General features: G+C 71.4%; 26 protein-coding genes and 1 pseudogene. 11 read left to right on the top strand and 16 right to left on the bottom strand.

The features are described 5' to 3' along the window. Positions 1-301: 301 nt before the first annotated feature. Positions 302-1894, bottom strand: coding sequence for an MFS transporter (locus ACIPC1_RS25435; RefSeq protein WP_402520703.1), 1593 nt, complete (start codon positions 1892-1894; stop codon positions 302-304). A gap of 177 nt (positions 1895-2071) precedes the next feature. Here ACIPC1_RS25435 and ACIPC1_RS25430 point away from each other — a divergent pair, with 177 nt between their 5' ends. Further along, positions 2072-2332: a hypothetical protein gene (locus ACIPC1_RS25430; protein ID WP_402520701.1), complete on the top strand. Its 261-nt coding sequence runs from the start codon at positions 2072-2074 to the stop codon at positions 2330-2332. A gap of 80 nt (positions 2333-2412) precedes the next feature. Further along, the gene (locus tag ACIPC1_RS25425) at positions 2413-3450 is read left to right on the top strand and encodes a phosphatase PAP2 family protein (RefSeq protein WP_402520699.1); all 1038 of its coding nucleotides are present in this window, start codon (positions 2413-2415) and stop codon (positions 3448-3450) included. Between the two features lie 107 nt (positions 3451-3557). On the opposite strand, the gene ACIPC1_RS25420 is transcribed toward ACIPC1_RS25425, so the two are convergent. From ACIPC1_RS25420 to ACIPC1_RS25405, 4 genes are all read right to left on the bottom strand, one after another. Beyond that, positions 3558-3773, bottom strand: a complete 216-nt coding sequence (locus ACIPC1_RS25420) for an I78 family peptidase inhibitor (RefSeq protein WP_402520697.1) — start codon at positions 3771-3773, stop codon at positions 3558-3560. A 654-nt stretch (positions 3774-4427) separates the two neighbouring features. Then, positions 4428-5480, bottom strand: a complete 1053-nt coding sequence (locus ACIPC1_RS25415) for a helix-turn-helix transcriptional regulator (protein ID WP_402520695.1) — start codon at positions 5478-5480, stop codon at positions 4428-4430. A 200-nt stretch (positions 5481-5680) separates the two neighbouring features. Further along, positions 5681-6967 carry an ABC transporter substrate-binding protein gene (locus tag ACIPC1_RS25410; protein WP_402520693.1) on the bottom strand — a complete coding sequence of 429 codons (1287 nt, stop codon included), beginning with the start codon at positions 6965-6967 and terminating at the stop codon, positions 5681-5683. Continuing rightward, positions 6942-7478, bottom strand: coding sequence for a hypothetical protein (locus tag ACIPC1_RS25405; RefSeq protein ID WP_402520691.1), 537 nt, complete (start codon positions 7476-7478; stop codon positions 6942-6944). The genes ACIPC1_RS25410 and ACIPC1_RS25405 overlap by 26 nt, the downstream gene beginning before the upstream one ends. A 136-nt stretch (positions 7479-7614) precedes the next feature. On the opposite strand from ACIPC1_RS25405, the gene ACIPC1_RS25400 reads away from it, so the two are divergent. From ACIPC1_RS25400 to ACIPC1_RS25390, 3 genes are read left to right on the top strand one after another with little or no spacing between them, the layout of a single operon-like run. After that, positions 7615-8097 carry a hypothetical protein gene (locus ACIPC1_RS25400; RefSeq protein WP_402520689.1) on the top strand — a complete coding sequence of 161 codons (483 nt, stop codon included), beginning with the start codon at positions 7615-7617 and terminating at the stop codon, positions 8095-8097. Then, complete coding sequence (locus ACIPC1_RS25395; protein WP_402520687.1) at positions 8097-11480, top strand: ATP-binding cassette domain-containing protein; 3384 nt, start codon at positions 8097-8099, stop codon at positions 11478-11480. Before ACIPC1_RS25400 ends, ACIPC1_RS25395 begins: the two co-directional genes overlap by 1 nt. After that, a complete protein-coding gene (locus tag ACIPC1_RS25390) occupies positions 11477-12226 on the top strand; it encodes an ATP-binding cassette domain-containing protein (protein WP_402520685.1) in 750 nt (249 codons plus the stop codon). The genes ACIPC1_RS25395 and ACIPC1_RS25390 overlap by 4 nt, the downstream gene beginning before the upstream one ends. A gap of 52 nt (positions 12227-12278) precedes the next feature. Here ACIPC1_RS25390 and ACIPC1_RS25385 read toward each other — a convergent pair. Both ACIPC1_RS25385 and ACIPC1_RS25380 read right to left on the bottom strand, forming a co-directional pair. After that, positions 12279-12758 (bottom strand): annotated as a pseudogene (locus tag ACIPC1_RS25385) (transglycosylase family protein); the annotation flags it as partial. Between the two features lie 179 nt (positions 12759-12937). Next, positions 12938-13639, bottom strand: coding sequence for a transglycosylase family protein (locus ACIPC1_RS25380; RefSeq protein WP_402520683.1), 702 nt, complete (start codon positions 13637-13639; stop codon positions 12938-12940). Positions 13640-14173: 534 nt separating this feature from the next. On the opposite strand from ACIPC1_RS25380, the gene ACIPC1_RS25375 reads away from it, so the two are divergent. Both ACIPC1_RS25375 and ACIPC1_RS25370 read left to right on the top strand, forming a co-directional pair. Further along, positions 14174-14947: a hypothetical protein gene (locus ACIPC1_RS25375; protein WP_402520681.1), complete on the top strand. Its 774-nt coding sequence runs from the start codon at positions 14174-14176 to the stop codon at positions 14945-14947. Between the two features lie 301 nt (positions 14948-15248). Then, complete coding sequence (locus ACIPC1_RS25370) at positions 15249-15647, top strand: hypothetical protein (protein ID WP_402520679.1); 399 nt, start codon at positions 15249-15251, stop codon at positions 15645-15647. A gap of 69 nt (positions 15648-15716) precedes the next feature. Here ACIPC1_RS25370 and der read toward each other — a convergent pair whose 3' ends face one another. The 6 genes from der to ACIPC1_RS25340 all read right to left on the bottom strand — a co-directional run bounded on the left by der (position 15717) and on the right by ACIPC1_RS25340 (position 20800). After that, a complete protein-coding gene (der, locus tag ACIPC1_RS25365) occupies positions 15717-17201 on the bottom strand; it encodes a ribosome biogenesis GTPase Der (protein ID WP_384383142.1) in 1485 nt (494 codons plus the stop codon). A 76-nt stretch (positions 17202-17277) separates the two neighbouring features. Then, a complete protein-coding gene (locus ACIPC1_RS25360; protein WP_402520676.1) occupies positions 17278-17955 on the bottom strand; it encodes a lysophospholipid acyltransferase family protein in 678 nt (225 codons plus the stop codon). Then, positions 17952-18647, bottom strand: a complete 696-nt coding sequence (gene cmk / locus ACIPC1_RS25355) for a (d)CMP kinase (protein ID WP_402520674.1) — start codon at positions 18645-18647, stop codon at positions 17952-17954. Before cmk ends, ACIPC1_RS25360 begins: the two co-directional genes overlap by 4 nt. A gap of 149 nt (positions 18648-18796) precedes the next feature. Further along, entirely contained in the window at positions 18797-19882 is a 1086-nt protein-coding gene (locus ACIPC1_RS25350; RefSeq protein WP_402520672.1) for a prephenate dehydrogenase, read from the bottom strand. Further along, on the bottom strand, positions 19879-20241 hold the full coding sequence (gene aroH, locus ACIPC1_RS25345) for a chorismate mutase (RefSeq protein ID WP_384383146.1): 363 nt from the start codon (positions 20239-20241) through the stop codon (positions 19879-19881). Before aroH ends, ACIPC1_RS25350 begins: the two co-directional genes overlap by 4 nt. Before the next feature lie 118 nt (positions 20242-20359). Further along, the gene (locus ACIPC1_RS25340) at positions 20360-20800 is read right to left on the bottom strand and encodes a YidB family protein (RefSeq protein WP_402520670.1); all 441 of its coding nucleotides are present in this window, start codon (positions 20798-20800) and stop codon (positions 20360-20362) included. Between the two features lie 186 nt (positions 20801-20986). Here ACIPC1_RS25340 and ACIPC1_RS25335 point away from each other — a divergent pair, with 186 nt between their 5' ends. The 4 genes from ACIPC1_RS25335 to ACIPC1_RS25320 are packed head-to-tail and all read left to right on the top strand — an operon-like array spanning position 20987 to position 23483. Next, positions 20987-21661, top strand: coding sequence for a hypothetical protein (locus ACIPC1_RS25335; RefSeq protein WP_402521411.1), 675 nt, complete (start codon positions 20987-20989; stop codon positions 21659-21661). Between the two features lie 49 nt (positions 21662-21710). Beyond that, entirely contained in the window at positions 21711-22295 is a 585-nt protein-coding gene (locus tag ACIPC1_RS25330; RefSeq protein ID WP_402520668.1) for a DUF6529 family protein, read from the top strand. Further along, entirely contained in the window at positions 22292-22696 is a 405-nt protein-coding gene (locus ACIPC1_RS25325) for a Rieske (2Fe-2S) protein (RefSeq protein ID WP_402520666.1), read from the top strand. The genes ACIPC1_RS25330 and ACIPC1_RS25325 overlap by 4 nt, the downstream gene beginning before the upstream one ends. A 22-nt stretch (positions 22697-22718) precedes the next feature. Beyond that, complete coding sequence (locus tag ACIPC1_RS25320) at positions 22719-23483, top strand: DNA polymerase beta superfamily protein (RefSeq protein ID WP_402520664.1); 765 nt, start codon at positions 22719-22721, stop codon at positions 23481-23483. Here ACIPC1_RS25320 and ACIPC1_RS25315 read toward each other — a convergent pair. From ACIPC1_RS25315 to ACIPC1_RS25305, 3 genes are read right to left on the bottom strand one after another with little or no spacing between them, the layout of a single operon-like run. After that, positions 23388-24158, bottom strand: coding sequence for a DNA polymerase beta superfamily protein (locus tag ACIPC1_RS25315; RefSeq protein ID WP_402520662.1), 771 nt, complete (start codon positions 24156-24158; stop codon positions 23388-23390). The two genes, ACIPC1_RS25320 and ACIPC1_RS25315, sit on opposite strands and share 96 nt — an antisense overlap. Positions 24159-24161: 3 nt before the next feature. Then, positions 24162-25184 carry an ADP-ribosylglycohydrolase family protein gene (locus tag ACIPC1_RS25310; RefSeq protein ID WP_402520660.1) on the bottom strand — a complete coding sequence of 341 codons (1023 nt, stop codon included), beginning with the start codon at positions 25182-25184 and terminating at the stop codon, positions 24162-24164. Continuing rightward, positions 25181-25939: an NUDIX hydrolase gene (locus tag ACIPC1_RS25305; protein WP_402520658.1), complete on the bottom strand. Its 759-nt coding sequence runs from the start codon at positions 25937-25939 to the stop codon at positions 25181-25183. The genes ACIPC1_RS25310 and ACIPC1_RS25305 overlap by 4 nt, the downstream gene beginning before the upstream one ends. Positions 25940-25945 lie beyond the last annotated feature (6 nt).

Genomic DNA, 25945 nt, shown 5'->3' with positions numbered 1-25945 from the left:
GACGCTACGACGCAGTCTCCCGCACGTCCAGTGGTACGGGGAGGGCGACCCCTTGCGGGCGGCCTACGTCCGTTGACCCGGGGGAGGCGGCCCGGGGAACGGTGGCCAGGGGACGGTGGCCAGGGGGACGGTGACCCGGGGGAACCGTGGCCAAGGGGGCAGCGGCCCGGGGAACGGTGACCCGGGTAGATGTGGCCGTGCCCATGTGGCAAGCGAGCCGGCAGCCGCCGACGGCGACCCGCCCCCACGAGAGACGGTCACCTCTCGACCAAGTTGAACGGGCGGTGCGCGGGCGGGAGAACTACACAGACACGCGGGACTCCGCGACCTGCCTCGGCGCAGGGATCTCCGCCGCGGGCGCCTCGCACTCCATGACCCGCGGCAACCGCAACGCCATGGCGGCCCCGAGCAGCAGCAACCCCGCACTGACCAGCAAGGTCACATGCAGCCCGTGCACAAAGGAGTCCCGAGCCGCGTGGCGCAGAGCCGCACCAGGATGCCCGCCAAGCCGCGCAGCAACCTCGTACGCCTCCCCCAGAGAGTGCCCCGCCGCCTTGGAATCGGACGCAGGAACCCCCGGAACCGAGGACAGCCGTGGCGTGTACGCCGCGTTCATCACACTCCCCAGGAGCGCGATCCCGATCCCGGCGCCCAGCTGGTACGAGGTCTCGCCGATCGCCGCGGCCCCGCCGGCCTGCGCCGGAGGAGCCTCGCTCAGCATCGACTCGTACGCGCCGAAGAGTGTCATCTCCAGCCCGAAGCCGAGCAACATGAATCCGCTGAGCAGCAACCCGGTGTTGTCGTGCCCGCCCATCGGCGTGAGCATGATGACCGCGGCGGCGGTGATGCAGAACCCGGAGCAGACCATCGTGCGCGGCCCGAACCGCCGCAGGATCTTCGCCCCGCCGAGCCCGGCCGCCATCGCGGCGACGGTGAGCGGCAGCAGCCGCAGCCCGGTCTCCAGCGGCGAAAGACCGAGCACGAGTTGCAGATACTGGGCGGCGATCAGCTCAAGGCCGACCAGGGCGAGCATGGCGAGCACGATGCAGCAGACGGACGTGGTGAACGCGGGCCGCGAGAACATCCGCAGATCGACCAGCGGATGCTCACGCCGCCGCTGCCGTCGTACGAAGGCGACCATCAGCGCCCCGCCCGCCAGCAGCGTCACCAGCGTGAACGGGGTGAACTCACCCCCGCCGAGCTGCTTGACACCGAGGACGAGCCCGAAGAGCGCGGCGGCGCCCATGAGCGCGCCGACGACATCCCAGGGCCCCCTGCCGTCGCCCTTCGACTCGGGCAGCAGCAGTCGCCCGATGGGCAGGCTGACCAGCATCAGCGGGATGTTGACGAGGAAGACCGAACCCCACCAGAAGTGCTCCAGCAGAAATCCGCCGAGGAGCGGCCCGATCGCGGCCCCGACGGCCGCGACGGCACTCCAGATGCCGATCGCGAGTGCCCGCTCCCGCCGGTCGGGAAAGACCTGCCGCAGGATGGACAGCGTCGCGGGCATGATCATCGCGCCGCCGACACCGAGCAGGGCGCGCGCACCGATGAGCACCTGCGCGCTGTCGGCGAGGGCCGCGAGTCCGGAGGCGACGCCGAAGAGCGCGTACCCGAGGAGGAGGATCCGGCGGCGGCCGACGCGGTCGCCCAGCGTGCCGAAGAGGATGAGGAGCGAGGCGCAGACGAGCGGGTAGACGTCCACGATCCAGAGGAGCTCTATCCCGCCGGGCTTGAGGTCCTCGGTGACGGCGGGCACCGCGACATGCAGCACGGTGGCGTCGAGGGCGACAAGAAGCAGGCTCACACAGAGGACGACCAGGACGACCCAGCGGTTGGCACCGGGCCCCGCCTCCCGACGGCATCGCACAGCGGCCGTAGTCGTCCCGGACATGTACTACCTCCCAGATGTTCCCTCGCGTTCGGCGGGACCGCGGGGTGGGGACTCCCTGCGGTTGCGGCCTGGGAGAGCGGAATCCCGGCCCACGCAACAAAGGCGAGTGAGCCGTCAGCGTACGCGAGTTCTCACCGATGACGCGTGGTGGACCTCTCACGTTCCTGCCACCCGGGTGTGGCGTACGCCACGCTCCCCGGCATCCAGGCAGGCCGTCGCGTTCGTGACATTGCCCCATATACCGGACCTGCGGGCAGCCGAGCGGCGCGGGTCGCCATGATCAACACGGTGACGCCGGGTGAGCAGGCGGGTAATTTCATCCAATCTTCAGGTGAACGGAAATGCAAGAGCAGTAAATCGAACTCACACCTGATCAATGGAATTGAAGGGTTCGACCATGGCGGATTAGCGATTCATTGGAAATTGACATCATCCTGAGAGGAATCCCACATCACATCGTCATCACAAAGCGAGTGATTCGACCTGGAACACACCTCACTCGCTGTAACGTCGATTGAGTGCGTACCGAACGATTGCTGACTCGTCTTGACCGGGTCTTCGCCCGGCTGGACCGTGAGCCGGAACGACCGGCCCACATCGATGTGCCGGTCATGAACCGGCACAGGGTCGTGCTCTTCTCCGCGACCCTGGTCTTCTACGGGGCCATCGTGTGGGCCGTCGTGATCACCTCATGGCTGGTCCGGCTCGACTGGCAGGTCATGTTCTTCCGCCCCTATCAGCAATGGCCGGAGATCCATGCGTTCCTCGACTACTACGTAGTACTCGGCCAGCGCGGCCCCACAGCGGTGATGGTCACCGCCTGGCTGGGCTGGCGCTCCTGGCGGCAGCACACCCTGCGCCCCCTGCTCACGCTGGGCGCCTCACTGCTGCTGCTGAACATCACGGTCGGCGCCGCCAAGATCGGCATGGGCCGCCTCGGTCCGCACTACGCGACCACGATCGGCTCGAACGAGATGGGTCTCGGCGGCGATATATTTCCGTCGGGTCACACCGCGAATGCCGTCGTGACCTGGGGAATCCTGGCCTACCTGGCCTCGACCCCGCGGGCCAGACGGTGGCTGTCCGCGGTCTCCGCCGTGGTCTCCCTGGGCGTCGGTCTGACCACCGTCTATCTGGGCACTCACTGGCTGAGCGATGTGGTCCTGGGCTGGGCGGCGGGTCTGCTGATCCTGCTGGCGCTGCCCTGGTTCGAGCCGCTGATTGCCCGCGCGGAGGTCTGGATCTTCGCCCTGCGCGACAGCTGGCGCGCCCGTCGCGCCCGTACCGCGCCGGTTCCCGCGGACACTCCCGCCCCCACTCCGGTGGGCGCACCCGTCATGGTCACGCAGCCCATCAGCGCGGAAGGGGACATGCCGGCCCACGAGACGGCCGGCGCCCGAGCGCCGCGGACTCCGGTCACCCTGGCACCCGGCCCGCACACGACACGCTCCGAGCGCACCCCGGTCACCCCGGTCGGCAGCCGCCGCCCGCCACAGCCGGACCGGGTGCCACGCACGCCCACGAACCCCTCGGCCCGCCCCGCGACGGGGCCCTGAGCACACAGAACCCGCGGGGCCGGTACGCACAAGCCTCTCCCCGCACCGCGAAGGCCCCCGGCTCCTGACGAGCCGGGGGCCTTCGCGCATACCGCCGACGGCGCCCGTCAGCCTTTCCAGCAGCGGGTCACCCTGCCGTGGCTGACCTCGAAGTTGAGCCGCCCCACGCGGTACTCCATGGTGATGATCGTGCCGGGCGGCAGCGAGCGCACCGTGGACCAGCCGTGCTCCCGGGCACGACGCTCGGCGCTTCTCGCCTCCAGCCCGACATAGGGTTCCGTGCTGTCCTGGGGCTCTGCGGGAGGGGTGGGAATGGGTGCCATGAACGCCACGTTAGGCGGCCCTCCGGCACCGGGGAAGCCCGGCACCGCACCATGCCGCGCTTATCCCTCTCCGGTCACACTTCTGTCACAGGATCACGGCACGCGTTTCGGCCGAACTCCGTCACACGGACGAGGGGTTCGGTACGCGTTTCGCGCACCTTCGAACTCAATTCGGGACTCCCCCGACGCCGCCTCGAATAGCCCCGTGGAATGTACGGATCAGCCGTGCGCCGGCGCCTTTCCATTCCGATTCCGGGGAGTGCTCAGGGAGCTGACACCGCATAGGAAATACACGGTTCCAGCACACAATCCCCGCACGCCCGCTGTCGGATCAAGGTGCGGCACGGGCATCACGGCATGAGCTTCATGCAGACCCGGAACGCGACCGCGAAGGGGCGAGCGACGGGGACGGGCACCGCGCAGGCGGCCTGATCGTCCTCGGCTCGCTCCTGATGCCCGACGGCCCCGCCGCCTTGGGCTGGTTCGCCCACACGCCGCTCAACACCCTCTCGACGAACGGCGCCTTCCTGCCGAGCCTCTTCTACGGCGTCCGGAAGACCGCCAAGTACGGCGCCAACGTCGACGTCGACGTCCCCCGGGGCTTCGGCCGCTCCCTGGAGTGGGCCACCTCGTGTCCGCCCCCGAGTCACCACTTCACGACGCCGCCCCGGATTCGCCCCGAGTCCCCGCCGTTCGACCTGCACCATCCCGAGTACCCGGCGGTTTCCCGGGCCCCTCGGACCGCTCAAGGGCCCGGGACAGCCGGTCCCGCGCCGTCCTGATCGCCCCGGTGAGCTCGGCGGGTTCGAGCACCTCGAAATCGAAGCCCGTCATCATCACGTGAAGCACCATCACATCGAGGCTCGCGGCCCCGGACCGCAGGATGCAGCTGTTCTTCCCTTCCGCCTCCAGCATCCCGGCGGAGAGCGAGATCCGCTCGGCGGCCTCCTCCATGGGCACCAGCAGCCTGACGACGGCATGCGAGGCGTACACGCGCGTGGAGACGCCTCTGGAGACGTACGCCGCCAGATCCTCGGCCGGTGGCGGACGAGGTGTGAAACGCGGTCCGTGCGGCGGCGTGGGCGTGATGCGGTCCACCCGGAAGGTACGCCAGTCGTCGCGGTCGACGTCCCAGGCGACCAGGTACCAGCGGTGCTCGGTGCACACCAGACGGTGCGGTTCGACGGTACGGCGGCTGGAGGCACCCTCATGACTGCGGTACTCGAAGCGCAGCCGCTCGGCGTCCCGGCAGAGGTTGGCCAACTCCGTGAGCACGCCAGGGTCGATGGCAACGGCAGACGGCTGCGGGCCGCGCAGCATCGGTACGGTGAACGCGTTCAGGGCGCTCACCCGGCGGCGCAGCCGGTGCGGCAGCACCTGCTCCAGTTTCGCGAGTGCGCGTACGGAGGTCTCGCCGATGCCCTCGATGCCCTGCCCCGCGGCCGTCCGCAGGCCCACCGCCACAGCCACCGCCTCCTCGTCGTCGAGGAGCAGCGGCGGCAGCTCCGCCCCCGCGCCGAGCTGATAGCCGCCGCCCGTGCCGGGGCTGGCGTTGACGGGATAGCCCAGCTCCCGCAGTCGGTCCACGTCGCGGCGCACGGTACGAGGCGTGACACCGAGCCGGTCCGCCAGGTCCGCCCCGGACCATTCCCGATGAGCCTGAAGCAACGAGAGCAGACGCAGCAGCCGTGCGGAGGTCTCCAACATGGGCTGAGTCTGACAGTCCTTGCGGACAGCTGTTGTCCGCAAGGACTGTTCCCTCGGCCCCGTTTCAGCCTGTCCGGCGTTTGAGGACGAGGCCGTCCAGGCCGACAGCGGGGGTCTGGGGGCGGCAGCCTCCAGAAACGGGACGGGCAGGGGCGGAGGGGGCGAAAACCCACCACCCGCGACCGCCACCCCGCCACCCCTCAAGGTCGATAAGCCAACTGCCGCACCTCAAAACAGTTGCTGTCCATCTCCCCCTGGGAGACCCACCCCCGTGCGTCCTCCCAACGCGCCACCGACACACAAGTCCTCCGCGTCTCGGGCGGCACGGCCAGCCGTTCGTAGACGACCGGAACCAACAGCCCGTCGGCGCTGTACGGCTCCCCTCGGTTCATGAACCGGTCGACACACGCCCGCGTGACCCCCGAGGACGCACAGAACTCCGCCGCATCCGAGAACCACATCGCAGCAGCCCACCCCTCCAACTGCCACTGGGAGTGAACCTCCAGCCCCTCCGTAGCGTCGCGAAACTCCCGTACAGCCGCCTGTCCAATGTCCTCGTAGTTACGGCTGGCCCCCGTCACCCACAGCGCGTTGCGACACCGCGGGGAGCCCTTGTAGTCGGAGGCGACGGCGGACGTCCAGTTCTGCACGTTGGTGACCTTGGCGATGACCGAGGCCCCGACGGCGTCCATGGCCTCGCACAGCTGCGCGTTGCCGTGCGTGTCGAGGGCGTCGAAGACGAGATCGGCGCCCTGTTCCTTCAGATCGGCCGCGGCGGCCCGGAAGTTGGGAAGCGCGAAGTCGACCTGTTCGGTGACGACCTTGTAGCCCTCGGCCTTCAGCCCCGCGGTGACAAGCCCGGCGTAGGAGGCCGACGCGGACTGGTTGTAGGAGACGACGGCGGCGGTGCGGGCACCTTGCTCACGCTTGAAGTAGCGGTAGACCTCGGTCCCGCCGTACAACTCGCCGTCCCAGCCGTGTGTGCCGCCACGGGGCGCGAGGCTCCCGTAGATCCCGTAGAGGTAGGGATAGGTGTCGTAGGCCGGCCCGATGGGCTGCCCCCCGATGTCGGGCACGCGCGCGTGGGACACCCGAGGGGCACCCGCGTAGTCGAGGGCGGTGGTGGCGACGAGGGCGACGACCCTGTCCTCGTCGACGAGTTGGTGCACGCACTCGTTGTTGCCGACCCCGCTGCCCCCGTCGTCGCACAGCCGCACCTCGACAGGGCGCCCGCCGATGCCGCCGCGCGCGTTGAGCCGGTCGAAGTAGGCCTTCGCCCCGTCGCGCGGTCCGGTGAAGGCGGAGCCGCCGACGGGACTGGTGGCGCTGGTGATGATGCCGACACGGATCGGTGCGGTGCCTCCTTGCGGGGCGGGCGTGGACCGGTTCTCGAAGTCGCTCTCCGGGAGGCGGCTGCCGCAGGCCGCGCTCAGCAGAAGCAGCAGCCCCGCGGCGAGCGCCTCAGCAGCCCGGGCCCGGCGACTCATTGCCGCTCAGTTGCACCAGCGCGCAGAGCGTCTTCACGGACACCTTCCAGGTGCCGTCCTGCTCGACCGCTGTTCCGGCGGCGCCCGGCAGCGCGGTCGCGCCCTTCAGGGTCAGCGAGTACGTCACGTTCGCGTCGGCCGGCGAGGTGAACTCGACCTTCTCGACGACGGCCGCCACCTGCTGGCCGCGCTGATCTCCGCTGAAGCCCTCCAGGACCTGGGTCATCTGGTCGCCGTTCTCCAGAACGGCCGTTTTGTCCTTCTGGGCGACGGCCGGGTCGAAGAACTTCTCCCAGTTCTCCTTCACCGCCTGCTCGGCCGCCGCGGCGTCCGCCGGAGCCGTGGGGCTGGGCTCCGCGCCGGTGGACCGCTCCACCGAGGGGGTGGGCGGGTCGGTGTCACCGCCGCCGCTCTCGTCGCTGCACGCCGTCAGGGCCGCGGCGAGGAACAGGACCGCCGCTGCCGCCACCCCCCGGCCGTTCCCCCGCCTGAGGTCGCTCCCGAGAACCATCTGGCTCACCACCGGGTGTCGGACCGGGCCAGGTGCGCCCGGTGCTTTCAGGGTCAGCTTGCAGAAGGCATAGTGCAAGCCATCGGCTGACATGGACAGTCAACGGACCAAAACACACGACGTGTTGGAGCCCCGGATGCGGACAGCTCGACTGCGGACTGTGCACCCCGTCCTGTGGGCGGGGTGGGCCGCGCTCGCCGCGGGAGCGGTGTTGTGCGTGATCGGCTGGTACGGCATCTCGGGCGAGCGGTACGCGGAACGGCAACTGCCGTTTCTGGCGTCGTGCACGGTGCCCGGCGCCGCACTGATCATCGCGGGCGCGGTGCTCCTCACCCACGGCAGGAACGCGCTGGCGGCGGCGCGCGTCGAGGAGTTGTACGGCCTCCTGGTCGCGGCGGAGCCCGCCGACATGGACGAGTCCGGGCAGCCGGCCGTCGTTCCCGTCGCCACCAGCGGTGAGCTCCTGACGGTGCCGGGCGGCACGCTGTGGCACCGCGCCGACTGCCCGCTGGTCGCCGGGAAGGCACAGGCCGTACCGGTGGACTCGCTGCTCCTGGCGAGCGGAGAACTGGGGCCCTGCCCGATCTGCGAGCCGTCCGCCGCCGATCCGGACGACTGATGGCGTCACTGACGTACGACCTCACCCTCGCCGGTCTCTCGGTCGGCAGCGCCGCCGCCCTGACCGGGGTCGGGCTGATCGTCACCCACCGGGCGACCGGTGTCCTCAACTTCGCGCACGGTGCCATCGCGATGGCGTGCGCGTATCTGCTGCGCCAGTTCACGGTCGAGTGGGGCTGGCCACTCGGGCTCGCCTCCGCGGTGACGCTGCTGGTGGTGGCCCCGGCGATCGGCGTGGCCCTGGAACGTTTCGTCTTCCGCCCGCTGTCCGTCCTGGGCGGCGACCCGGCGCAGACGCTGGTCGCGTCCATCGGCGTCTTCGTGCTGCTCGTCGGCGGGGCGGCCCTGGTGTGGGGCACGGGGGCACGCGCGGACGCACCGACGCCGGTGTCGGCGGATCCGTGGGGGCAGTTGGCGGTGGCGGTCGCGCTGGCCGTGGGCGTCGGGGCCGTCACGCGCTGGACGCGTATCGGCACGGAGCTGCGCGCCGTCGTCGACGACCGCTCCCTCGCCGTGCTCGGCGGCATCGACGCGGACCGGGTGGCCGCGGCGGGCTGGGCGTTCGGCTCGTTCACGGCCGGCCTGACCGGCGTACTCCTCGCCCCGTACGTGCGCCTCGACCCGTACGGCATGCCCCTGCTCGTCATGGAGGTGCTCGCGGTCGCCGTGGTCGCCCGGATGCGCAGCCTTCCGGTGGCGGTCGTGGTGGCACTCGGCATCGGCGTCGCGCAGAGCCAGCTGACCCGCCTGCACCCGTCCGGCTGGGAGGAACCCCTGCTCCAGGCGGTCGGCGCGAACCTGTTCGTGGTCGCGCTGCTGATCGCGGCCCTCGTCCTCCCCGGCATCGGCACCCGCGACGCGCTCCCGCGCACGGCGACGGCCCGCGTCGCGACCCCGCCGGGGGCGTGGATCGTGGCGGTCGTCCTCTTCCTCCTGCCCCTGGGCTTCGCGGGCTCGGACCTGCATACGTCGGTGCAGGTCCCGGCGCTGGGCGTGGTGCTGCTGTCGTTGGTCGTCGTCACGGGCCGCGGCGGCCAGATCTCGCTCGGGCAGGCGGCGTACGCGGGTCTCGGCGCCCTCTTCACGGCCCTGCTCGCGGCGGGCCGCTTCCCCGGCCTGCCCCAACTGCCGGAACTGGCCGCGCTGGCGGTCGCGGTCATCCTGGTCGCCCCGCTCGGCCTCCTCACCGGCTGGCCCGCCATCAGCCGCCACGGCCTGGCCCTCGCCCTGGCCACCTTCGCGGTGGGCGTCGGCGTCAGCCGCTTCGTCTTCGCCCAGCCGTACGCCACCTCGGGCCTGTCCCTCGGCCGCCCGGCGGGCTTCGACGGCGATCGCGCGTACTACCTGCTCGAACTGGCCCTGCTGGGCTGCGCGTTGGTGGCGGCCGGCGCGCTGCGCCGGGGCCGCACGGGCCGGGCCCTGGCAGCGATGCGCGACCACGAGTCGGGCGCGTCGGCGGCGGGTGTCCGCGTCCCGGCCCTGAAACTGACCGCCTTCGTGGCGGGCGCCGCCCTGGCCGCCCTCGGCGGCGGCATGCTCGGAATGGGCCTGCGCGCCTTCGACGCGACGGCGTACGACCCCGTCCGCGGCCTGCTCTGGTTCGCTGCGGTCGTCGTCCTCGGCGCCGACAGCGTGCTCGGCGCCCTCGCCGCCGCGGCCCTGCTCGTGGGACTCGACGCCGGGGCGCGCGGCGGGGTGGCGGCAGCCCTGATCGGCGTACTGGCCGTCCTCGTCGGCCGCTTCCCCGGCGGCCCGTACGAGGCCCTGCACACCGCCGCTTCCCGGCTGCACCTGCGCCGCCGGGCGACACTCACCCCCTTGGGCACCCGGGTACGACGCCAACTGCGGCCGGTGCGGCCGAGGATGACCAGGGGGCCACTACCGGCCGGGGCCGCCCCCATGGCGGCGGCGCGACCTGGCCGACGGCTCCCGGCAGTACCCGCGGTGGGCGAGCGCCGCCGCAGCAGCAGCCCGACCGACTCCGACCGCTCCCTCACCACCGGACCGAGACACACAGAGCAGCGGCCCCCGGAAACCCCCGACCGACACGGCAGACAAAACACCCTGCCGGAGCCCGGCCACCCGCCCGACACAACCCCGGGACGTGCCGCCACACCCCTTGCCGGAACTGAGCCACCCAGCACCGCCGAACGACATGCCGCCGACGAGAAGGCACCCAACGCCGAGCACCCCCGAAGCCCGGCTCACCCACCCCAACACGCCCCGACCAACCCCGGCCAACCACCCCGCACAACACCGACGCCTGCCGGAACCGCACCGCCCGGCACCACCGGACAGCGTGGCACCGGCGCGCAGGCGCCGAACACCGAGCACTCAGGAGGCGCGGCCCACCCGCCACAACACAGCCCCGCCGACCCCGGCCGCCCGCCCGACACCACACCGACACCCACCGACACACCCTCTGTCGAACCGCCCCCCGTCAGCACCACGACACCGGACGCCGAGCACCCGGGAAGCACCGCCCAGCCGCGGGGCGCCGCGGCCGTCTCGGAGCCGGCGGAACGCCCGAGCCGACCGGTCTACGGCACACCATCGCGGAGCCATTCCTCCGCCCAGGATCCAGGCAGGCCCAGGAGCCGACTGGGCTCGGGAAGGGCTGCGGCATCGCGGAGCGCAGACCGCGGCGCAGACCGAGCCGTGCCCCGCCGTTCGCGCCTCCCGCTGGAGCCCACGGCCACGCAAGCCCTCCGCGCCCGCCGACTGCACGTCACGTACGGGGGTTTCACCGCCCTCGACGGAGTCGACCTCGATGTCCGGCCCGGCCAGGTCACCGCGGTGGTGGGCCCCAACGGCGCGGGGAAGAGCACCCTCTTCCACTGTCTGGCCGGGACGTTGCGCCCTGCGGGCGGGAAGGTGCTGCTCGGGGAGAGAGACATCACCCGGCTGGCTGCGCACGCCCGCACCCGGCTCGGGATCGCGCGGACCTTTCAGCAGCTGGCAATTTTCCCCTCGTTGACCGTGGCCGAAAACGTTCGGGTGGGCGCCGAGCAGGGGCGGAGCGCCGATCCGGGTTCCGTGGAGCGGGCGTTGCGACTGTTCGGGCTCGAAGGGCCGGTGCGGGCGCTGCCCGCGGCGGGGCTGCCGACCGGCACCCTGAGGCGCGTCGAACTGGCGCGGGCGCTCGCGGGCGGCCCGCGGGTGCTGCTGCTCGACGAGCCGGCCGCCGGGCTCGACAGCGGTGAAGTGACCGCCCTCGCGCGCGTGTTGCGGGCCCTCGCCGCGGACGGCATGGCCCTGCTCGTCGTGGAGCACGACCTCGATCTGGTCGCCGACCTGGCCCACACGGTCCATGTCATGGCGGCGGGGCGGATCGTCACCTCCGGTCCGGCCGGCCTCGTACTCGATACGGGGTACGGCGGATGAGCATCGCCCTGCACCAGGCGCGCGTGCGCTACGGCCCCCTGGAGGCCCTGCACGGCGTGACCCTCGTCGCCCCGGGCCCCGGCCTCACCGTGCTGCTCGGCCGCAACGGCTCCGGCCGCACGACCGCGCTGCGCGGCCTCGCCGGGGCCGTACCCCTGTCCGGCGGCACAGTCGTCTGGGACGGCGCGGACGTCACCCGGCTGCCGGCCTACGAACGCGCCCGCCGCGGGCTGTGCTTCGTCCCCGAGCGCCGTGCCGTCTTCGGCTCGCTCACGGTCCGCGAGAACCTCGAACTGGCCGCCCGCAAGGACGGTTTCGCCCCCGCCCTGGACGCCTACCCCCAACTCCTCCCCCTCCTCCCCCGTCGCGCAGGCACCCTCTCCGGCGGCGAACAGCGCATGCTCGCCCTCTCCCGCGCCCTGCTGGCACGCGCGCGCGTGGTGCTCGTCGACGAGCCCGCGCAGGGCATGTCACCGACGGTCGCGGCACGCACGTACGAACTCCTGGGCGGCCTCGACGCGTGCGTGGTGGTCGCGGAACAGCGGCTGCCGCCCGTCCTGCGCGAGAGGCCGGGCAGGACGACGTACGTCCATGAACTACGCCGCGGCACGGTCGTGTTCAGCGGAGAGGCGGCCGAGGCGAGACGGGAACCAGGGAGGCCGGCGGGAACGGCAGGGGTGCCAGGGACGGCCCGAACAGGGCACGGTCCGAGGCCCGGGCGCCGCCGCCCGAACCCTTCGGGATGACGAGAAGGGTGCCCACGTTCAGCCGGTCCGGATGGAGCCCGACCATCTGCTTGTTGGCCTGGTAGAGCGCCTGCCAGCCACCCTTGACCTGATACCTGCGGGCGATCGACGAGAGCGTGTCGCCGCGCTTCACCGCATGCATACGGCCCTGGAGCGCGTACCTCTTGGAACAGACGGGCCAGGCCTCCCACCCCTGGGCGGCCAACACCCCCTCGGCGATCTCGATCTGCTCCGCGCGGCTGGCCAGGTCGGCGCGCGAGGCGTACTTCAGGCCACCGAACCCCTCCCAGGTCGACGGCCAGAACTGCAGCCCCCCGTAGAAGCCGTTCCCGGTGTTCGCGTCCCAGCGGCCACTGCTCTCGCACTCGGCGAGACAGCCCCAGGGCCACTGGTCCTTGGCACAGTCGTAGGACACTCGTGCCGCCTGGGGGCCGGGAAGCGGGGGCGGCGGCGCGGCGGCAGCCCTGGAGGGTGCCAGGACGGCCAGCGCGGCGGCGACCACGACCGCGTAGCGAACGGACTTGCCCGGCATGGTCGATGAGTGCCACTGGGGGTGCATCGGCCCACGCTAAGCAGCCCGGCCGGGCCGCCCGTCCAGCCGCGCCCGACCAGGCCGGGGCCCCACCCGGTCGGAGGACCGGCCGGACAGGGCCCCACACCCAAGAGCTCGTGCTCAGGACCCCGCGCTCACGAGAGAGCGTCGGGAGGGGCTCAGAGGTCGAGCCGCTGCCCGGGCAGGATCAGATCGGGATCGCCGCCGATGACGGCCTTGTTGGCGGCGTAGACCTTCCGCCAGGTGGTCCCGTGCGACGCCGCAATGGCGCTCAGCGTGTCACCGCTGCGGACCGTGTAGTCGCCGCGGGACGAACTCCGGTTCGCGTGATCGCCCGACGGACGCTCGGGCGCCTTCGACGGGGCCGCCTTGGGTGCGGCCTTGGGCGCGGACTTAGGTGCGGACTTAGGTGCGGCCTTGGGTGCCGACTTCGTGGTCGCCGATCCTCCGGACGACCCGGCGCCCGAGGACGCGGGCGCGCTGCCGGACGCTCCGGCCCGCGCCGAACAGGTGGGCCAAGCGCCCCACCCCTGCGCACGCTGGACCTTGGTCGCGACGGCTATCTGGGCGCCCTTGGACGCCTTGTCGGCGGTCGACGCGTAGGCGCCGCCACCATAGGCCTGCCAGGTACCGGCGGAGAACTGCAGTCCTCCGTAGTAGCCGTTTCCGGTGTTGATGTGCCAGTTGCCGCCGCTCTCGCACTGGGCGATGCGGTCCCACACTCCGCTGTCGGCCGCCGCGGCGCTGCCGCTCGTGGCGAGCAGTCCGAGCGGGGCGAGCAGGGCCGCCCCTGCGAGGACCGCGGTCGTACGCGTCGTACGAACCTTATGAGTGCTGTTGTTCTCGGCACATGCGGACATACAAATCCCTCTCCACGGACCCGGGGTCCCCCAGGACAGGGCGCGATTCCCCGCGCGTATGACGCCGGTTGTCGCGCTCCGCCCCGTCCGCCGGAGGCTGTGCTGCGAGCCGGCTGGTTCGACCGGCGGACGTACCCGAGCGGTGCTCGTTGCACACGGCGGAGGAATCTATGGAGCCGGCCGACCGATATCAACCAACTCCTTGTCATTCGAGGCCAGTTCACCGTTACCGATGGTATCGGCGAAATTCAGCCACCCACTTCATAGGGTGATTTCCTGATATGTCGACCTGTCGGCCCGGTGATCTGTGACCCAGCTCACCGGCTCAACTTCCCTAGTACCCCGACAAGTTGGCTCGGAGTGACGGATTCCGCGGGCGACCTCACGCTGCGCTTCGGATGGTTCGATTCCGTTCGCTCCCGGGCGTGACTCCGGCCACAGATCGCCCGTTGTCATCTTCATGAGCCGGGGACCCCCGGATTCAGGTGCCGGGGCCACCCGGCATCGCCACGCACCGCATCCCGAGGAGCCAGCGTGCCGCGCATGCTCGACGTCAGCGACGACGTACGCGCCGAGATCGGCGACGAAGAAGCCGACCGGCTGCTCGCCGGAGAGAACGCCCCGGGCAGTTACGACTGCACGTCCTGCCGCACCCAGGGCGATTCGCAACAGGAGCGCACCAGCACCGTCCTGTTCATCGGCGACGAGACCGCCGTCCTTGCCTTCGCCCACGCGACCTGCCTGCCCTCGCAGGTCGTCCAGGTCACCGAGGAACAACTCCAGGGCGCCGTCCGCTCGATCGCCGCCGAGGGCGGGCCGGTGGGCGCCGGGCCCGAGCAGGCCGTGCTCGGTGTCACCAGCGGACTCCTCCTGATCAACGGTGACTTGCATCCGGCGCTGGTCGTCGAACCGACCGGGCCCATCGTCCGCCCCGGCTCGACCGACATCGGCGACGACTTCCTGCCCCTCCTCATCGAGCAGGGCTTCATGCCGGTGACCGGGCTGAACTCGGTGCCGCCCGTGCTGCACGGCTGGTCCGTGCTGCTCGCCGCCGGCCAGTTGCACGCCGTGCTCCAGCCGGGCACCGGCGGGGGCTCGCCCGTCGCCTGGTGGCAGGCACACCAGGCGCTCCAGGTCGCCGACAGCTGGCGCGCGGCCGCCAACAAGCACCAGCAGGTGCTCCTGTTCGCGGCTCCGGTCGGCTCGATCGGCCGCCAGCCCCGCGAGGACCTGCTGCGCGACGCCCTGGACAAGGCCGCCGCCAACGGCAAGCTCGTCGCCAGCGCGCTGCCGCTCGCCGGGACCTGAGCGCGCCGCCGGGTTGAGCCGGGAGACTGCGGCGCCCAACAGGGGCGCGCGGGGCCGCGACACCTACGCGGCTCCGTCGCACGGGCACGACCAGCCACGGGCGCCGCACCGTCCCGGTGAGGTGACCTGGACAGGCACCGCACCCTCCCGGCGACCACGGACAGGAGCCGCACCCTCCCAGCGACCGGGACCGACGCCGCACCCCTCCAGGTGCCCCGGACAGGCGCCGCACCCTCCAGGTGACCTGCGAAAGCCACGCGTTGGCCGCATCCGTAGCGGGGCCGGGGTCGTTGGCACGTACGTGCACACCTACGACGTCCCCCGCCGCCAGCCCTACCAGCCGGTCCCCGTCGCGCGACCGGCCCAGGACCCCCCGGGCGGCCCATCGGCCACGCCGATCTACGACGCGCTCTACGCCGAGTGGGTCAGATCCTTCAGGGCCCTGCCCGGCGACCGCCACGGCGAGGAGGAGTTGGGCTTCGCGGCCTTCGGGAACCTCCCGCAGAGCACGAACTCGTTCAGCTCGTTCAGTTCGTACGGCTCCTACAGCCCGCACAACGCCTACAGCTCGTACAGCGCGGGGGCGTACTCCGCGCGGCAGCACACGAGCGGACGGCAGCAACAGCACAGCACCGCAATGCACCACGTCCCGGCCGCGCTGCCGCCCGCGCTGCCGCCCGCGCCGCGCAGGGGGATCTGAGAACACGGGGCTCTGAGACCACAGCGAAGAGGGCGGCTCCTCAAAGAGAGGAGCCGCCCTTTTCCATGACTACTTCTTCTTGGCGCCGCGCTTCTCGCGCACCCGCACCGAGATATGGATCGGCGTCCCCTCGAAGCTGAACTCCTCGCGCAGCCGGCGCTCGATGAAGCGCCGGTAGCCGTGCTCGATGAAGCCGGAGGCGAAGAGCACGAACCGCGGGGGCTTGGTGCCCGCCTGCGTGCCGAAGAGGATGCGCGGCTGCTTGCCACCGCGGACCGGGTGCGGGTGGGCGGCGACCAGCTCGCCGAGGAAGGCGTTCAGACGGCCGGTCGGGACGCGGGTCTCCCAGCCTTCCAGGGCCGCCTCGATCGCCGGGACGAGCTTCTCCATGTGCCGCCCGGTGCGCGCGGAGACATTCACCCGCGGCGCCCACGCGACCTGGAGGAGCTCGGTCTCGATCTCGCGCTCCAGGTAGTAGCGGCGCTCCTCGTCGAGGGTGTCCCACTTGTTGAAGGCGAGGACGATCGCCCGCCCGGCCTCGACGGCCATCGTGACGATGCGCTGGTCCTGGACGGAGATGGTCTCGGAGGCGTCGATCAGGATGACGGCGACTTCGGCCTTCTCCACCGCCGCGGCCGTCCGCAGCGAGGCGTAGTAGTCGGCGCCCTGCTGGAGGTGGACCCGCTTGCGGATGCCCGCCGTGTCGATGAACTTCCAGGTGATACCGCCGAGTTCGATGAGCTCGTCGACCGGGTCACGGGTGGTGCCCGCCACCTCGTTGACGACCACGCGGTCCTCGTTGGCCACCTTGTTCAGCAGCGAGGACTTGCCGACGTTCGGGCGGCCGATGAGAGCGATGCGGCGGGGACCGCCGACCGCAACGCCGAAGGTCTGCGCCGGGGCGTCCGGCAGCGCCTCCAGGACGGCGTCCAGCATGTCGCCGGTGCCACGGCCGTGCAGGGCGGAGACGGGGTGCGGCTCGCCGAGGCCCAGGGCCCAGAGGTACGAGGCGTCGGCCTCGCCGCTCAGTCCGTCGACCTTGTTGGCGCACAGGACCACCGGCTTGCCGGCCTTGCGCAGCAGTCGTACGACCGCCTCATCGGTGTCCGTGGCGCCGACCTTGGCGTCGACGACGAAGACGACCGCGTCGGCCGCGTCGATCGCGTACTCGGCCTGCGCGGCCACGGAGGCGTCGATGCCGAGGACGTCCTGCTCCCAGCCGCCGGTGTCGACGAGCTTGAAGCGGCGGCCCGCCCACTCGGCCTCGTAGGTGACGCGGTCGCGGGTGACGCCGGGCTTGTCCTCGACGACTGCCTCGCGGCGGCCGATGATCCGGTTCACCAGGGTCGACTTGCCGACATTGGGACGGCCGACGACGGCGAGCACGGGCAGCGGACCGTGGCCCGCCTCCCCGAGCGCGCCCTCGACGTCCTCGACATCGAAGCCCTCTTCCGCGGCGAGCTCCATGAACTCCGCGTACTCGGCATCGCCAAGCGCCCCGTGCTCGTGCTCGGCAGAACCTGCCGAGCCGTCGGGCTGGATGTGGTCGTTCATGAAGTCCGTACCTCGTAGTTCATCGTGGTGATCGGTGGCCCCCCGTATATCGGGAGATCCACTACTCAAGTGTCGCCTAGTGCCCGATGGGGCGCCCGGCATTTTCCCGGCGCCCGGTCAGGCGCCTGGCGTTCTCCAGGTGCGCGGTCAGCTGCTTCTGGATGCGCAGGGTCGCCTCGTCGAGGGCCTTGCGCGTACGCCGTCCGCTGCCGTCGCCCGCTTCGAAGGGGTCGCCGAAGACGACGTCGACCCGGCTGCGCAGCGGGGGCAGCCCCTTGGTCAGCCGGCTGCTCCGCTCGGAACTTCCCAGTACCGCCACCGGGACGATGGGCGCCCCGCCGCGTACGGCGAAGTACGCGAGCCCGGCCCGCAGCGAGGCGAAGTCGCCCTCGCCCCTGCTGCCCTCCGGGAAGATTCCGAGGACCCCTCCGTTGTCGAGGACGCCGAGCGCCTGGGTGATCGCCGTGCGGTCGGCGACCGAGCGGTCCACCTTCAGCTGGCCGATGGCGAGCAGGAAGGGGTCGAGCGGCCCGATGAACGCTTCCTTCTTGATCAGGAAGTGGGTGGGCCTGGGCGCCACGCCCATGACCATCGGTCCGTCGATGTTGTGCGCGTGGTTCACGGCCAGGATCACCGGGCCGCTCGCTGGTACCTTCCAGGCGCCGAGAACCCGCGGCTTCCACAGGCCGTACATCAGTCCGACGCCGATACGGCGCCCGACCTCGGCACCCCGTACCGATGGTGCTTCGGTCACTTCGCGGCCCGCTTCTCCTCGACGAGGGTGACGACGCACTCGATGACCTGCTGGAGTGTGAGGTCGGAGGTGTCCACCTCGACCGCGTCGTCGGCCTTGGCGAGCGGGGACGTCTTACGGCTGGAGTCGGCCGCGTCCCGCTTGACCAGAGCCTCCCGGGTGGCGTTGATGTCGGCGCCCTTCAGCTCACCGCTGCGCCGGGCGGCACGCGCCTCCGCGGACGCGGTGAGGAAGATCTTCAGGTCGGCGTCGGGCAGCACGGTCGTCCCGATGTCACGCCCCTCGACGACGATCCCGCCCTCCGCGCCTGCCGCGATCGAACGCTGCAGGTCGGTGATCCGCGCGCGCACCTCGGGCACCGCGCTGACGGCGCTCACCTTGGAGGTGACCTCGTCCGTGCGGATCGGGCCCGCGACATCGCTCCCGTCGACGGTGATGGCCGGAGCGGCCGGGTCGGTGCCGGAGATGATCTCCGGCTTGCCCGCGGCGGCCGCGATCGCGCTCGGGTCGGTGACGTCGATCCCGTTGCTCACCATCCACCAGGTGATCGCCCGGTACTGGGCGCCCGTGTCCAGGTAGCTCAGCCCGAGCTGCGAGGCCACCGCCTTCGAGGTGCTCGACTTGCCCGTGCCGGAGGGGCCGTCAATCGCGACAATCACAGCCGGTACGGTCCGGGCGGCGCCGTTTTCCACGGTGGGAACACCTTCCTGGTGCGGGGCGGAGGTCTGTGCGGGACGCGATCGCGCCCCGCACAAGGTTACTGGCTCCACGGACCCCGTATTACTGGCCCTTCCTGGGCCGGCGCAGAAGAGCCCGCGCACCGCGCCCTCGCGGCGAACCACTACTGCCGCAGCGCCCAGCCCCGCTCCCGCAGCGCGGCACTCAGCACCGGCGCCGCCTTCGGCTCCACCATCAGCTGCACCAGGCCGGCCTGCTGCCCGGTCGCATGCTCGATGCGTACGTCCTCGACGTTGACCCCCGCCATCCCGGCATCGGCGAAGATGCGGGCGAGCTGTCCTGGCTGGTCGTCGATGAGGACGGCCACGACCTCGTAGGCACGCGGCGCCGAGCCGTGCTTGCCGGGAACACGGACCTGGCCGGCGTTCCCGCGCCGCAGGACGTCCGAGATCCCGTCGGCGCCCTCGCGGCGCTTCTCCTCGTCGGAGGACTGGAGGGCGCGCAGCGCCTGGACCGTCTCGTCGAGGTCGGCGGAGACGTCCGCGAGGAGGTCGGCGACCGGGCCCGGGTTCGCGGACAGGATGTCGATCCACATCCCGGGGTCGGAGGCGGCGATCCGGGTCACGTCACGGATGCCCTGGCCACAGAGACGTACGGCCGCCTCCTCGGCGTGCTCCAGGCGCGCGGCGACCATGCTGGACACCAGATGCGGCATGTGCGAGACGAGCGCGACGGCCCGGTCGTGCGCGTCCGCGTCCATGACGACGGGTACGGCACGGCAGTACGACACGAGTTCGAGGGCGAGGTTGAGCACCTCGGTATCCGTGTCCCGGGTGGGCGTCAGGACCCACGGGCGCCCTTCGAAGAGGTCCCCGGTGGCGGCCAGCGGCCCCGACTTCTCACGGCCCGACATGGGGTGCGAGCCGATGTACGACGAAAGGTCGAGGCCGAGCGCCTCCAGCTCCCGGCGCGGGCCGCCCTTGACGCTCGCCACGTCGAGGTAGCCGCGGGCCACCCCGCGCCGCATGGCGTCCGCGAGGGTGACGGCCACATGTGCGGGCGGCGCGGCCACGATGGCGAGGTCGACGCGGCCGTCCGGCGCCTCGTCGGTGCCGGCGCCGAGCGCGGCCGCCGTACGGGCCTGCTCCGGGTCGTGGTCGGCGAGGTGGACCACGACGCCGCGAGCCACCAGGGCCAGGGCGGCCGACGTACCGATCAGTCCGGTGCCGATGACGAGGGCGGTTCTCACTGGGCGATGTCCTTGCGGAGTGCGCCCGCGGCGCCGAGGTAGACGTGCGCGATGTCGGCGCGGGGCTTGTCGGACTCGATGTGCGCGAGGACTCGTACGACTCGGGGCATCGCGCCCTCGATCTCCAGTTCCTGCGCGCAGATCAGCGGCACGTCGACGATGCCGAGCCCCCGCGCGGCGGCCGCCGGGAAGTCGCTGTGCAGATCGGGCGTCGCGGTGAACCAGATGCTGATCAGGTCATCGGTGGTGAGGCCGTTCCGTTCCAGGACGGCGGTGAGCAGCTCGCTGACCTGCTCGTCCATGTGACCGGCCTCGTCCCGCTCCAGTTGGACGGCGCCCCGGACCGCTCGTACCGCCACGGTGATGCTCCTTGCTGATGTACGTATACGTCTTGTCACACCAGCGTAGTCAGCCCGCAACGCGCGGGTGCGCGGCGCCCGGCTGACGAGACGGAGGCCGCGCACGCACCGCGAGGTGTCAGACCTGCTGCGCCTTGATGAGGTCCTCCAGGGAGGCGGCCGGCAGCACGCCGTCCGGACTCAGCTTGTCGACCGCCCGGGGCAGGGTCTGGGCGATCGCCCCCGCGGCCTGGTCCGAGGTGACCCCGGCCTGTTCGGCGACCTGCTTGAGCGTCTCGTCGGGCAGCGCCTGCTGGATCTGCGCGCCGGTCACGGGCTGGTTCTCGCCGGTGCCGACCCAGGAGTCCTTCTGCGCGGTGAGCCCGGACCTGGTGAGCATCTCCAGAAGTCCGCCCAGCGGGTTGCCGCCGCCCGAACCGGTGCTCGAACCGGTGCTCGAACCGCCGGCCAGGGACTGGAGCAGCGCCCCCAGGATGCCCGCGCCGGAACCACCGGACGTACTGCCCTGGCCTCCCCCGAGGAGACCGCCGAGCAGGCTGCCGAGATCGTTACCTGCCATGGTCACGCCTTTCAGGAATGCGACCGGGTGCAGGTCACCGCCCGGCCTCGAACTCTGCCAATGTCACTCGAATTGCCCTATTCCGCCACTTGTAGTGAGAACGTACCTGTGCGCCTCTGGACGCCGGGGCGCGGATCCGCTCTCATGGCCGGGAGACTCGCCTCGGGGGAGGCCCGCATGGCCCGAATGAAGCATCCAGGACCCCTTGTCACCCTTCTCGCGGGACTGGCGCTCGGCCTGTTCCTGCTGTCGCTCAACGCGACGACGGGGACGAAGAGCGCGTCGTCCTATCAGGAGGAGGCGCCAGCCGCGACCGCCTCGCCGAGCGCGACACCCAGCCCGGCACCCAGCGCGAGCAAGCCGTCCCCGTCGCCGACACCGTCGAGGACCGCGCAGCCCAACGCCGACTACGCGGGCCGTACCGACGACAACTCCTCGGCGATCGCGGTCTCCCTGCGCGACGGCAAGGCGATCGCGTACTTCTGCGACGGCCACGACAAGGAGTCGTGGCTGAAGGGCGCCGTCAAGGACGACGGCACCATGAAGCTGACCGGCAAGCAGGGCGCCGAGCTGAACGGCACGCTCCAGGACGGCAGGCGGATCCGCGGCACCGTCGACCTGGGCGGGCAGCGGTACGGCTTCACCGCCGACAAGGCGGTCAAGCCGTCCGGGCTCTACCGGGCGACGGCCACCGTGCGCGGCGCCAAGGTCGACGGCGGCTGGATCGTGCTTCCCGGCGGCGATCAGGTCGGCATCCTCAAGCGCGACGACAAGCCCTCACCGGCGCCCGAGATCGACCCGTCGACCGGCGTCGTGACGATCGACGGCGAGCAGCTCACCGCCCGGCCCGTCACCCCCTGACCCCCGCTCGTCCCCATCATCCGACCCCCGCTGTCGCAGGGAGCCGTTCATGACCGTGGATCCGAACGCCGCCACCCGGGGCTTCCCGGCTCCCCCACCCGCCCACGGCCGTCCGCACCCGGCCCGCTATCTCGTCCCGGCCCTGGTCGCCGCGGCGGTGGCGGTCGGTCTCGGCGTCTACGGCAAGGTCCACGACCCCGCGGGCACCGCCTTCAACCTCGCCGGCTTCAGCAGCACGGGCGCCGTGAAGTCCTGGCTTGCGACGGTGGCGTTCACCTTCGCGCTCGTCCAGGTCGTCTCGGCGTTCATGGTGTACGGGAAGCTGCCGGGGCCGGGTTGGTCGGCGGCGCTGCACCGCTGGTCGGGGCGGATCGCGTTTCTGGTGGCGGTGCCGGTCGCGGTGCACTGCCTGTACGCGCTCGGCTACCAGACGTACGAATCGCGCGTTTTGTGGCACTCTCTCCTGGGTTGCTTCTTCTTCGGTGCCTTCAGTGCCAAGATGCTGCTGCTCCGTTCGGAGCGACTGCCCGGCTGGCTGCTGCCGATCATCGGCGGACTCGTGTTCACCGTCCTCACCGTCATCTGGCTGACGTCCGCCCTCTGGTTCTTCCGCACCTTCGGAGTGACAACATGACCCATCGACCGACGCGGCGCACTATTCTCCTCACGAGCGGCGCGGCAGCTCTCGTCGCGGGCTGCAGCGAGTACGGCGGCAGCAGCGACTCGGCGTCCGCCGGCGCCTCCGCCGGACAGGAACTGGCGAAGACGACCGACATCCCGGTCGGCGGCGGCAAGATCTTCAACGACGCGCAGGTCGTGGTGACCCAGCCGGAGAAGGACCAGTTCAAGGCCTTCTCCAACATCTGCACCCACCGGCTGTGCCCGGTGGCAAATGTGTCGGACGGCACCATCAACTGCACCTGCCACGGCAGCAAGTTCAGCATCCAGGACGGCTCGGTGGCCCACTCCCCGGCGACAAAGCCGCTGCCCGAGAAGCAGATCAAGGTCGAGGGAAATTCGATCACCCTGGCGTGAGGTCGGCACGTACGCTCCGGACATGGACTCCGAGGCCCTGGTGCGCGACCACACGATCTACTCCTGCGTGATGGGTTCGCGCGCCTTCGGCCTGGCCACGGACACGAGCGACACGGACCGCCGGGGCGTGTTCCTCGCCCCGACCCCGCTCTTCTGGCGCTTCGAGAAGCCCCCGACCCACGTCGAGGGCCCGGCGGAGGAGCAGTTCAGCTGGGAGCTGGAGCGCTTCTGCGAGCTGGCCCTGCGCGCGAACCCGAACATCCTGGAGTGCCTGCACTCCCCAGTCGTGGAGCACGCCGACGACACCGGCCGCGAACTCCTCGCCCTGCGCGAGGCGTTCCTGTCCCTGCGGGCCCACGAGACGTTCACCCGCTACGCGCTCGGCCAGCGCAAGAAGCTGGAGGCGGACGTACGCCGGCGCGGCGCCCCGCGCTGGAAGCACGCCATGCACCTCCTCCGCCTGCTGATGAGCTCCCGTGACCTGCTGCGCACCGGCGAGCTGACGATCGACGTCGGCGACCAACGCGAGCCGCTGCTCGCGGTGAAGCGGGGCGAGGTCTCCTGGCCGCGGTTCGAGACCTGGATGACCCGGCTGGGGACGGAGGCCGACGAGGCGGCCGGCCGCAGCCCGCTCCCCGCCGAGCCCGACCAGGCACGCGTCGAGGACTTCCTGATCCGCACCCGCCGCGCCTCAGTCCTCGCCGTGCCCCCGAAGGCCCTCCAGCCGGACCCGCACGACGAACGCGTGCAGGGCGTCGTACACGGACGGAGCGTCCGGCAGCGCTGACACGCCCTGCGCCTCGTCCAGCAGACCGTGCAGCCACTCGACATCGGCCTCCACGCGCGCGTGCCGTACGTCCGCGGTCCCGTGCTCCCGCTCCGCCTTCGCGGCGATCAGGTCCGGCAGGTAGGCGGGGGCCTCGGTCTCCCCGATGAGCGTGCGCAGATCGGCCTGCACCTCACCACTGCGCATCAGGTGGATACCGGTGAGCAGCACACGGAACGTGTAGAGCAGCGGCTTGAGTTCGCCGGTCTTCTCGAAGAGCCGCCACTGCGTGGTCGCGAACCCCCGGTAGTGGTGGGCGTGATGGCTGGTGAGGACGCCGGGGGCGAGGGCGGCCAGTTCCCGGTGGGCGTCCGTGGTGTGCACGACCAGCGGCGAGAGCAGCTGCTCCAGCACATAGCCGTTGCGGCGCAGCATCAGCCGTACGAACTTGCGGAGGTCGTGGGTAACCAGGTCCATCTCGGTCCCGTCCTGCTCCCACATCCGGGACCGGGTCTCGTCCGGGTCGCGCAGCCCGACCAGTTCGGCCGTCGGCAGGAGGTGCACGCCCCGCAGATCGACGTCCGAGTCACGCGACGGAAATCCGTAGAGGTGCGCTCCGGAGACGGTGGCGAACAGCAGCGGGTCGGGCTGTTCGGACACCACTGCCTTCAGGTCGATGTCGAGAAGATCGGTCATCCCTCAAGCGTCCCAGAGCGCTCCCAGCGACATGAGGTCGCCCTGGTACTCGATACGGTCGGCCCACGAGGTCGGCCACGCGTCCGAACCGTGGTACGCCCCCGCGAAGGCACCGGTCAGGCAGGCGATGGAGTCGGAGTCGCCGGAGGTGCAGGCGGCCCGGCGCAGGGCGGTGAGGGGTTCGTCCACGAACATCAGGAAGCACAACAGGCCGGTGGCGAGCGCCTCTTCGGCGACCCAGCCCCCGCCGGTGGCGAGGCAAGGGTCGGCCTCGGGCGAGACCGTGCGCAGTGCGTGCCGGAGATGGTCAAGGATCTCCAGGCACTCGTCCCAGCCGCGCCCGATGAAGTGCTCCGCCGTGGGGTCCTGGCCGCGGGTCCACAGGTCGCCGAGCCAGCGGGAGTGGTAGTTGTGGCGGTTCTCGTACGCGTACGAGCGCAGCAGGCCGACCAGCCCCAACGGCTCGGTTCCATTGGCGAGGAGCCAGATCGCGTGCGCGGTGAGGTCGGCGGCGGCGAGCGCCGTGGGGTGTCCGTGGGTGAGGGCGGCCTGCAACTGGGCGGCGCCCGCGCGCTGTTCCTCGCTCAGCCCGCGCACCAGCCCGACGGGCGCCACCCGCATGTTGGCGCCGCACCCCTTGGAGCCGATCTGGCTGGCCTCCTGCCAGGGGCGCTTCTCGTTCTTCAGGAGGTTGCAGGCGACGAGGCAGGTGCGGCCGGGGGCGCGGTTGTTGTCGGGCGACTGGTACCAGTCCACGAACTCCTCGCGCACCGGCCGTTCCATCCGCAACGGGCCGAGCAGGCCGCGGTCCATCGCCGTCCGCAGGCCGCGCGCCAGTGCCAGCGTCATCTGGGTGTCGTCCGTGACGATCGCGGGCCTGGGCAGCTCCATCTCGCGCCAGGGACCGCACTTGGCGAGGATCGCCGGCACGGAGTTGAACTCGGTCGGGAACCCCATCGCGTCGCCGAGGGCGAGACCGAGCAGGGATCCGGTGGCGGCACGTTTCGCGAGCGTCGTGGTGGTCATGTGGGTCGTCCTTCCTGGGTGGGACGCAGCAGGGGCGGGTGCAGGGTGGTGGCGCCGCCCGCGCGGTAGAGCGCGGCGGGTTTGCCGCGGCCCCCGGTGAGGCGCGCGGCACCCGGGACCTGGTCGACGAAGCCCGGCGTGGCGAGCACCTTGCGCCGGAAGTTGGGCCGGTCGAGCACGGTTCCCCACACGGTCTCGTACACCTGCTGCAGCTCTCCGAGGGTGAACTCGGGCGGGCAGAAGGACGTGGCGAGACAGCTGTACTCGAGCTTGGCGCCGACACGTTCGTGGGCGTCGGCGAGGATCCGGTCGTGATCGAAGGCGAGCGGATCGAGCGCGTTGTACCGCAGCCACTGGGCCTGCGCCGCGTCACCGCCGCCGTGCGGCTCGGGAGGGTCCGCGAGCAGCGCGGCGAAGGCGACGGAGACGACGCGCATCCTGGGGTCGCGGCGAGGCTCGCTGTACGTCCGCAGCTGTTCGAGGTGGAGCCCGGAGATGTCCGACAGGCCGGTCTCCTCGGCGAGTTCGCGCCGCGCCGCCGTCTCCGCCGACTCGTGCGGCAGCACGAAACCGCCGGGCAGCGCCCAGCGGCCCAGGTAGGGCTCCTGCCCGCGCTCGACGAGCAGCACCTGGAGGGCGCCCGCACGGACCGTCAGGACGGCCAGGTCGACGGTGACGGCGAAGGGCTCGAACGCGTACTTGTCGTAGCCCTCGGGTGTGTTGCCGCCAGGCGCTCGACCTTCCCGTGCGAGCACGTCCGC

It is taken from the genome of Streptomyces sp. NPDC087263 (assembly GCF_044744645.1).
Lineage (GTDB): Bacteria > Actinomycetota > Actinomycetes > Streptomycetales > Streptomycetaceae > Streptomyces.
The sequence above is the reverse complement of the archived record's forward strand: the minus strand, read 5'-3'. Positions and strand labels throughout refer to the sequence as shown.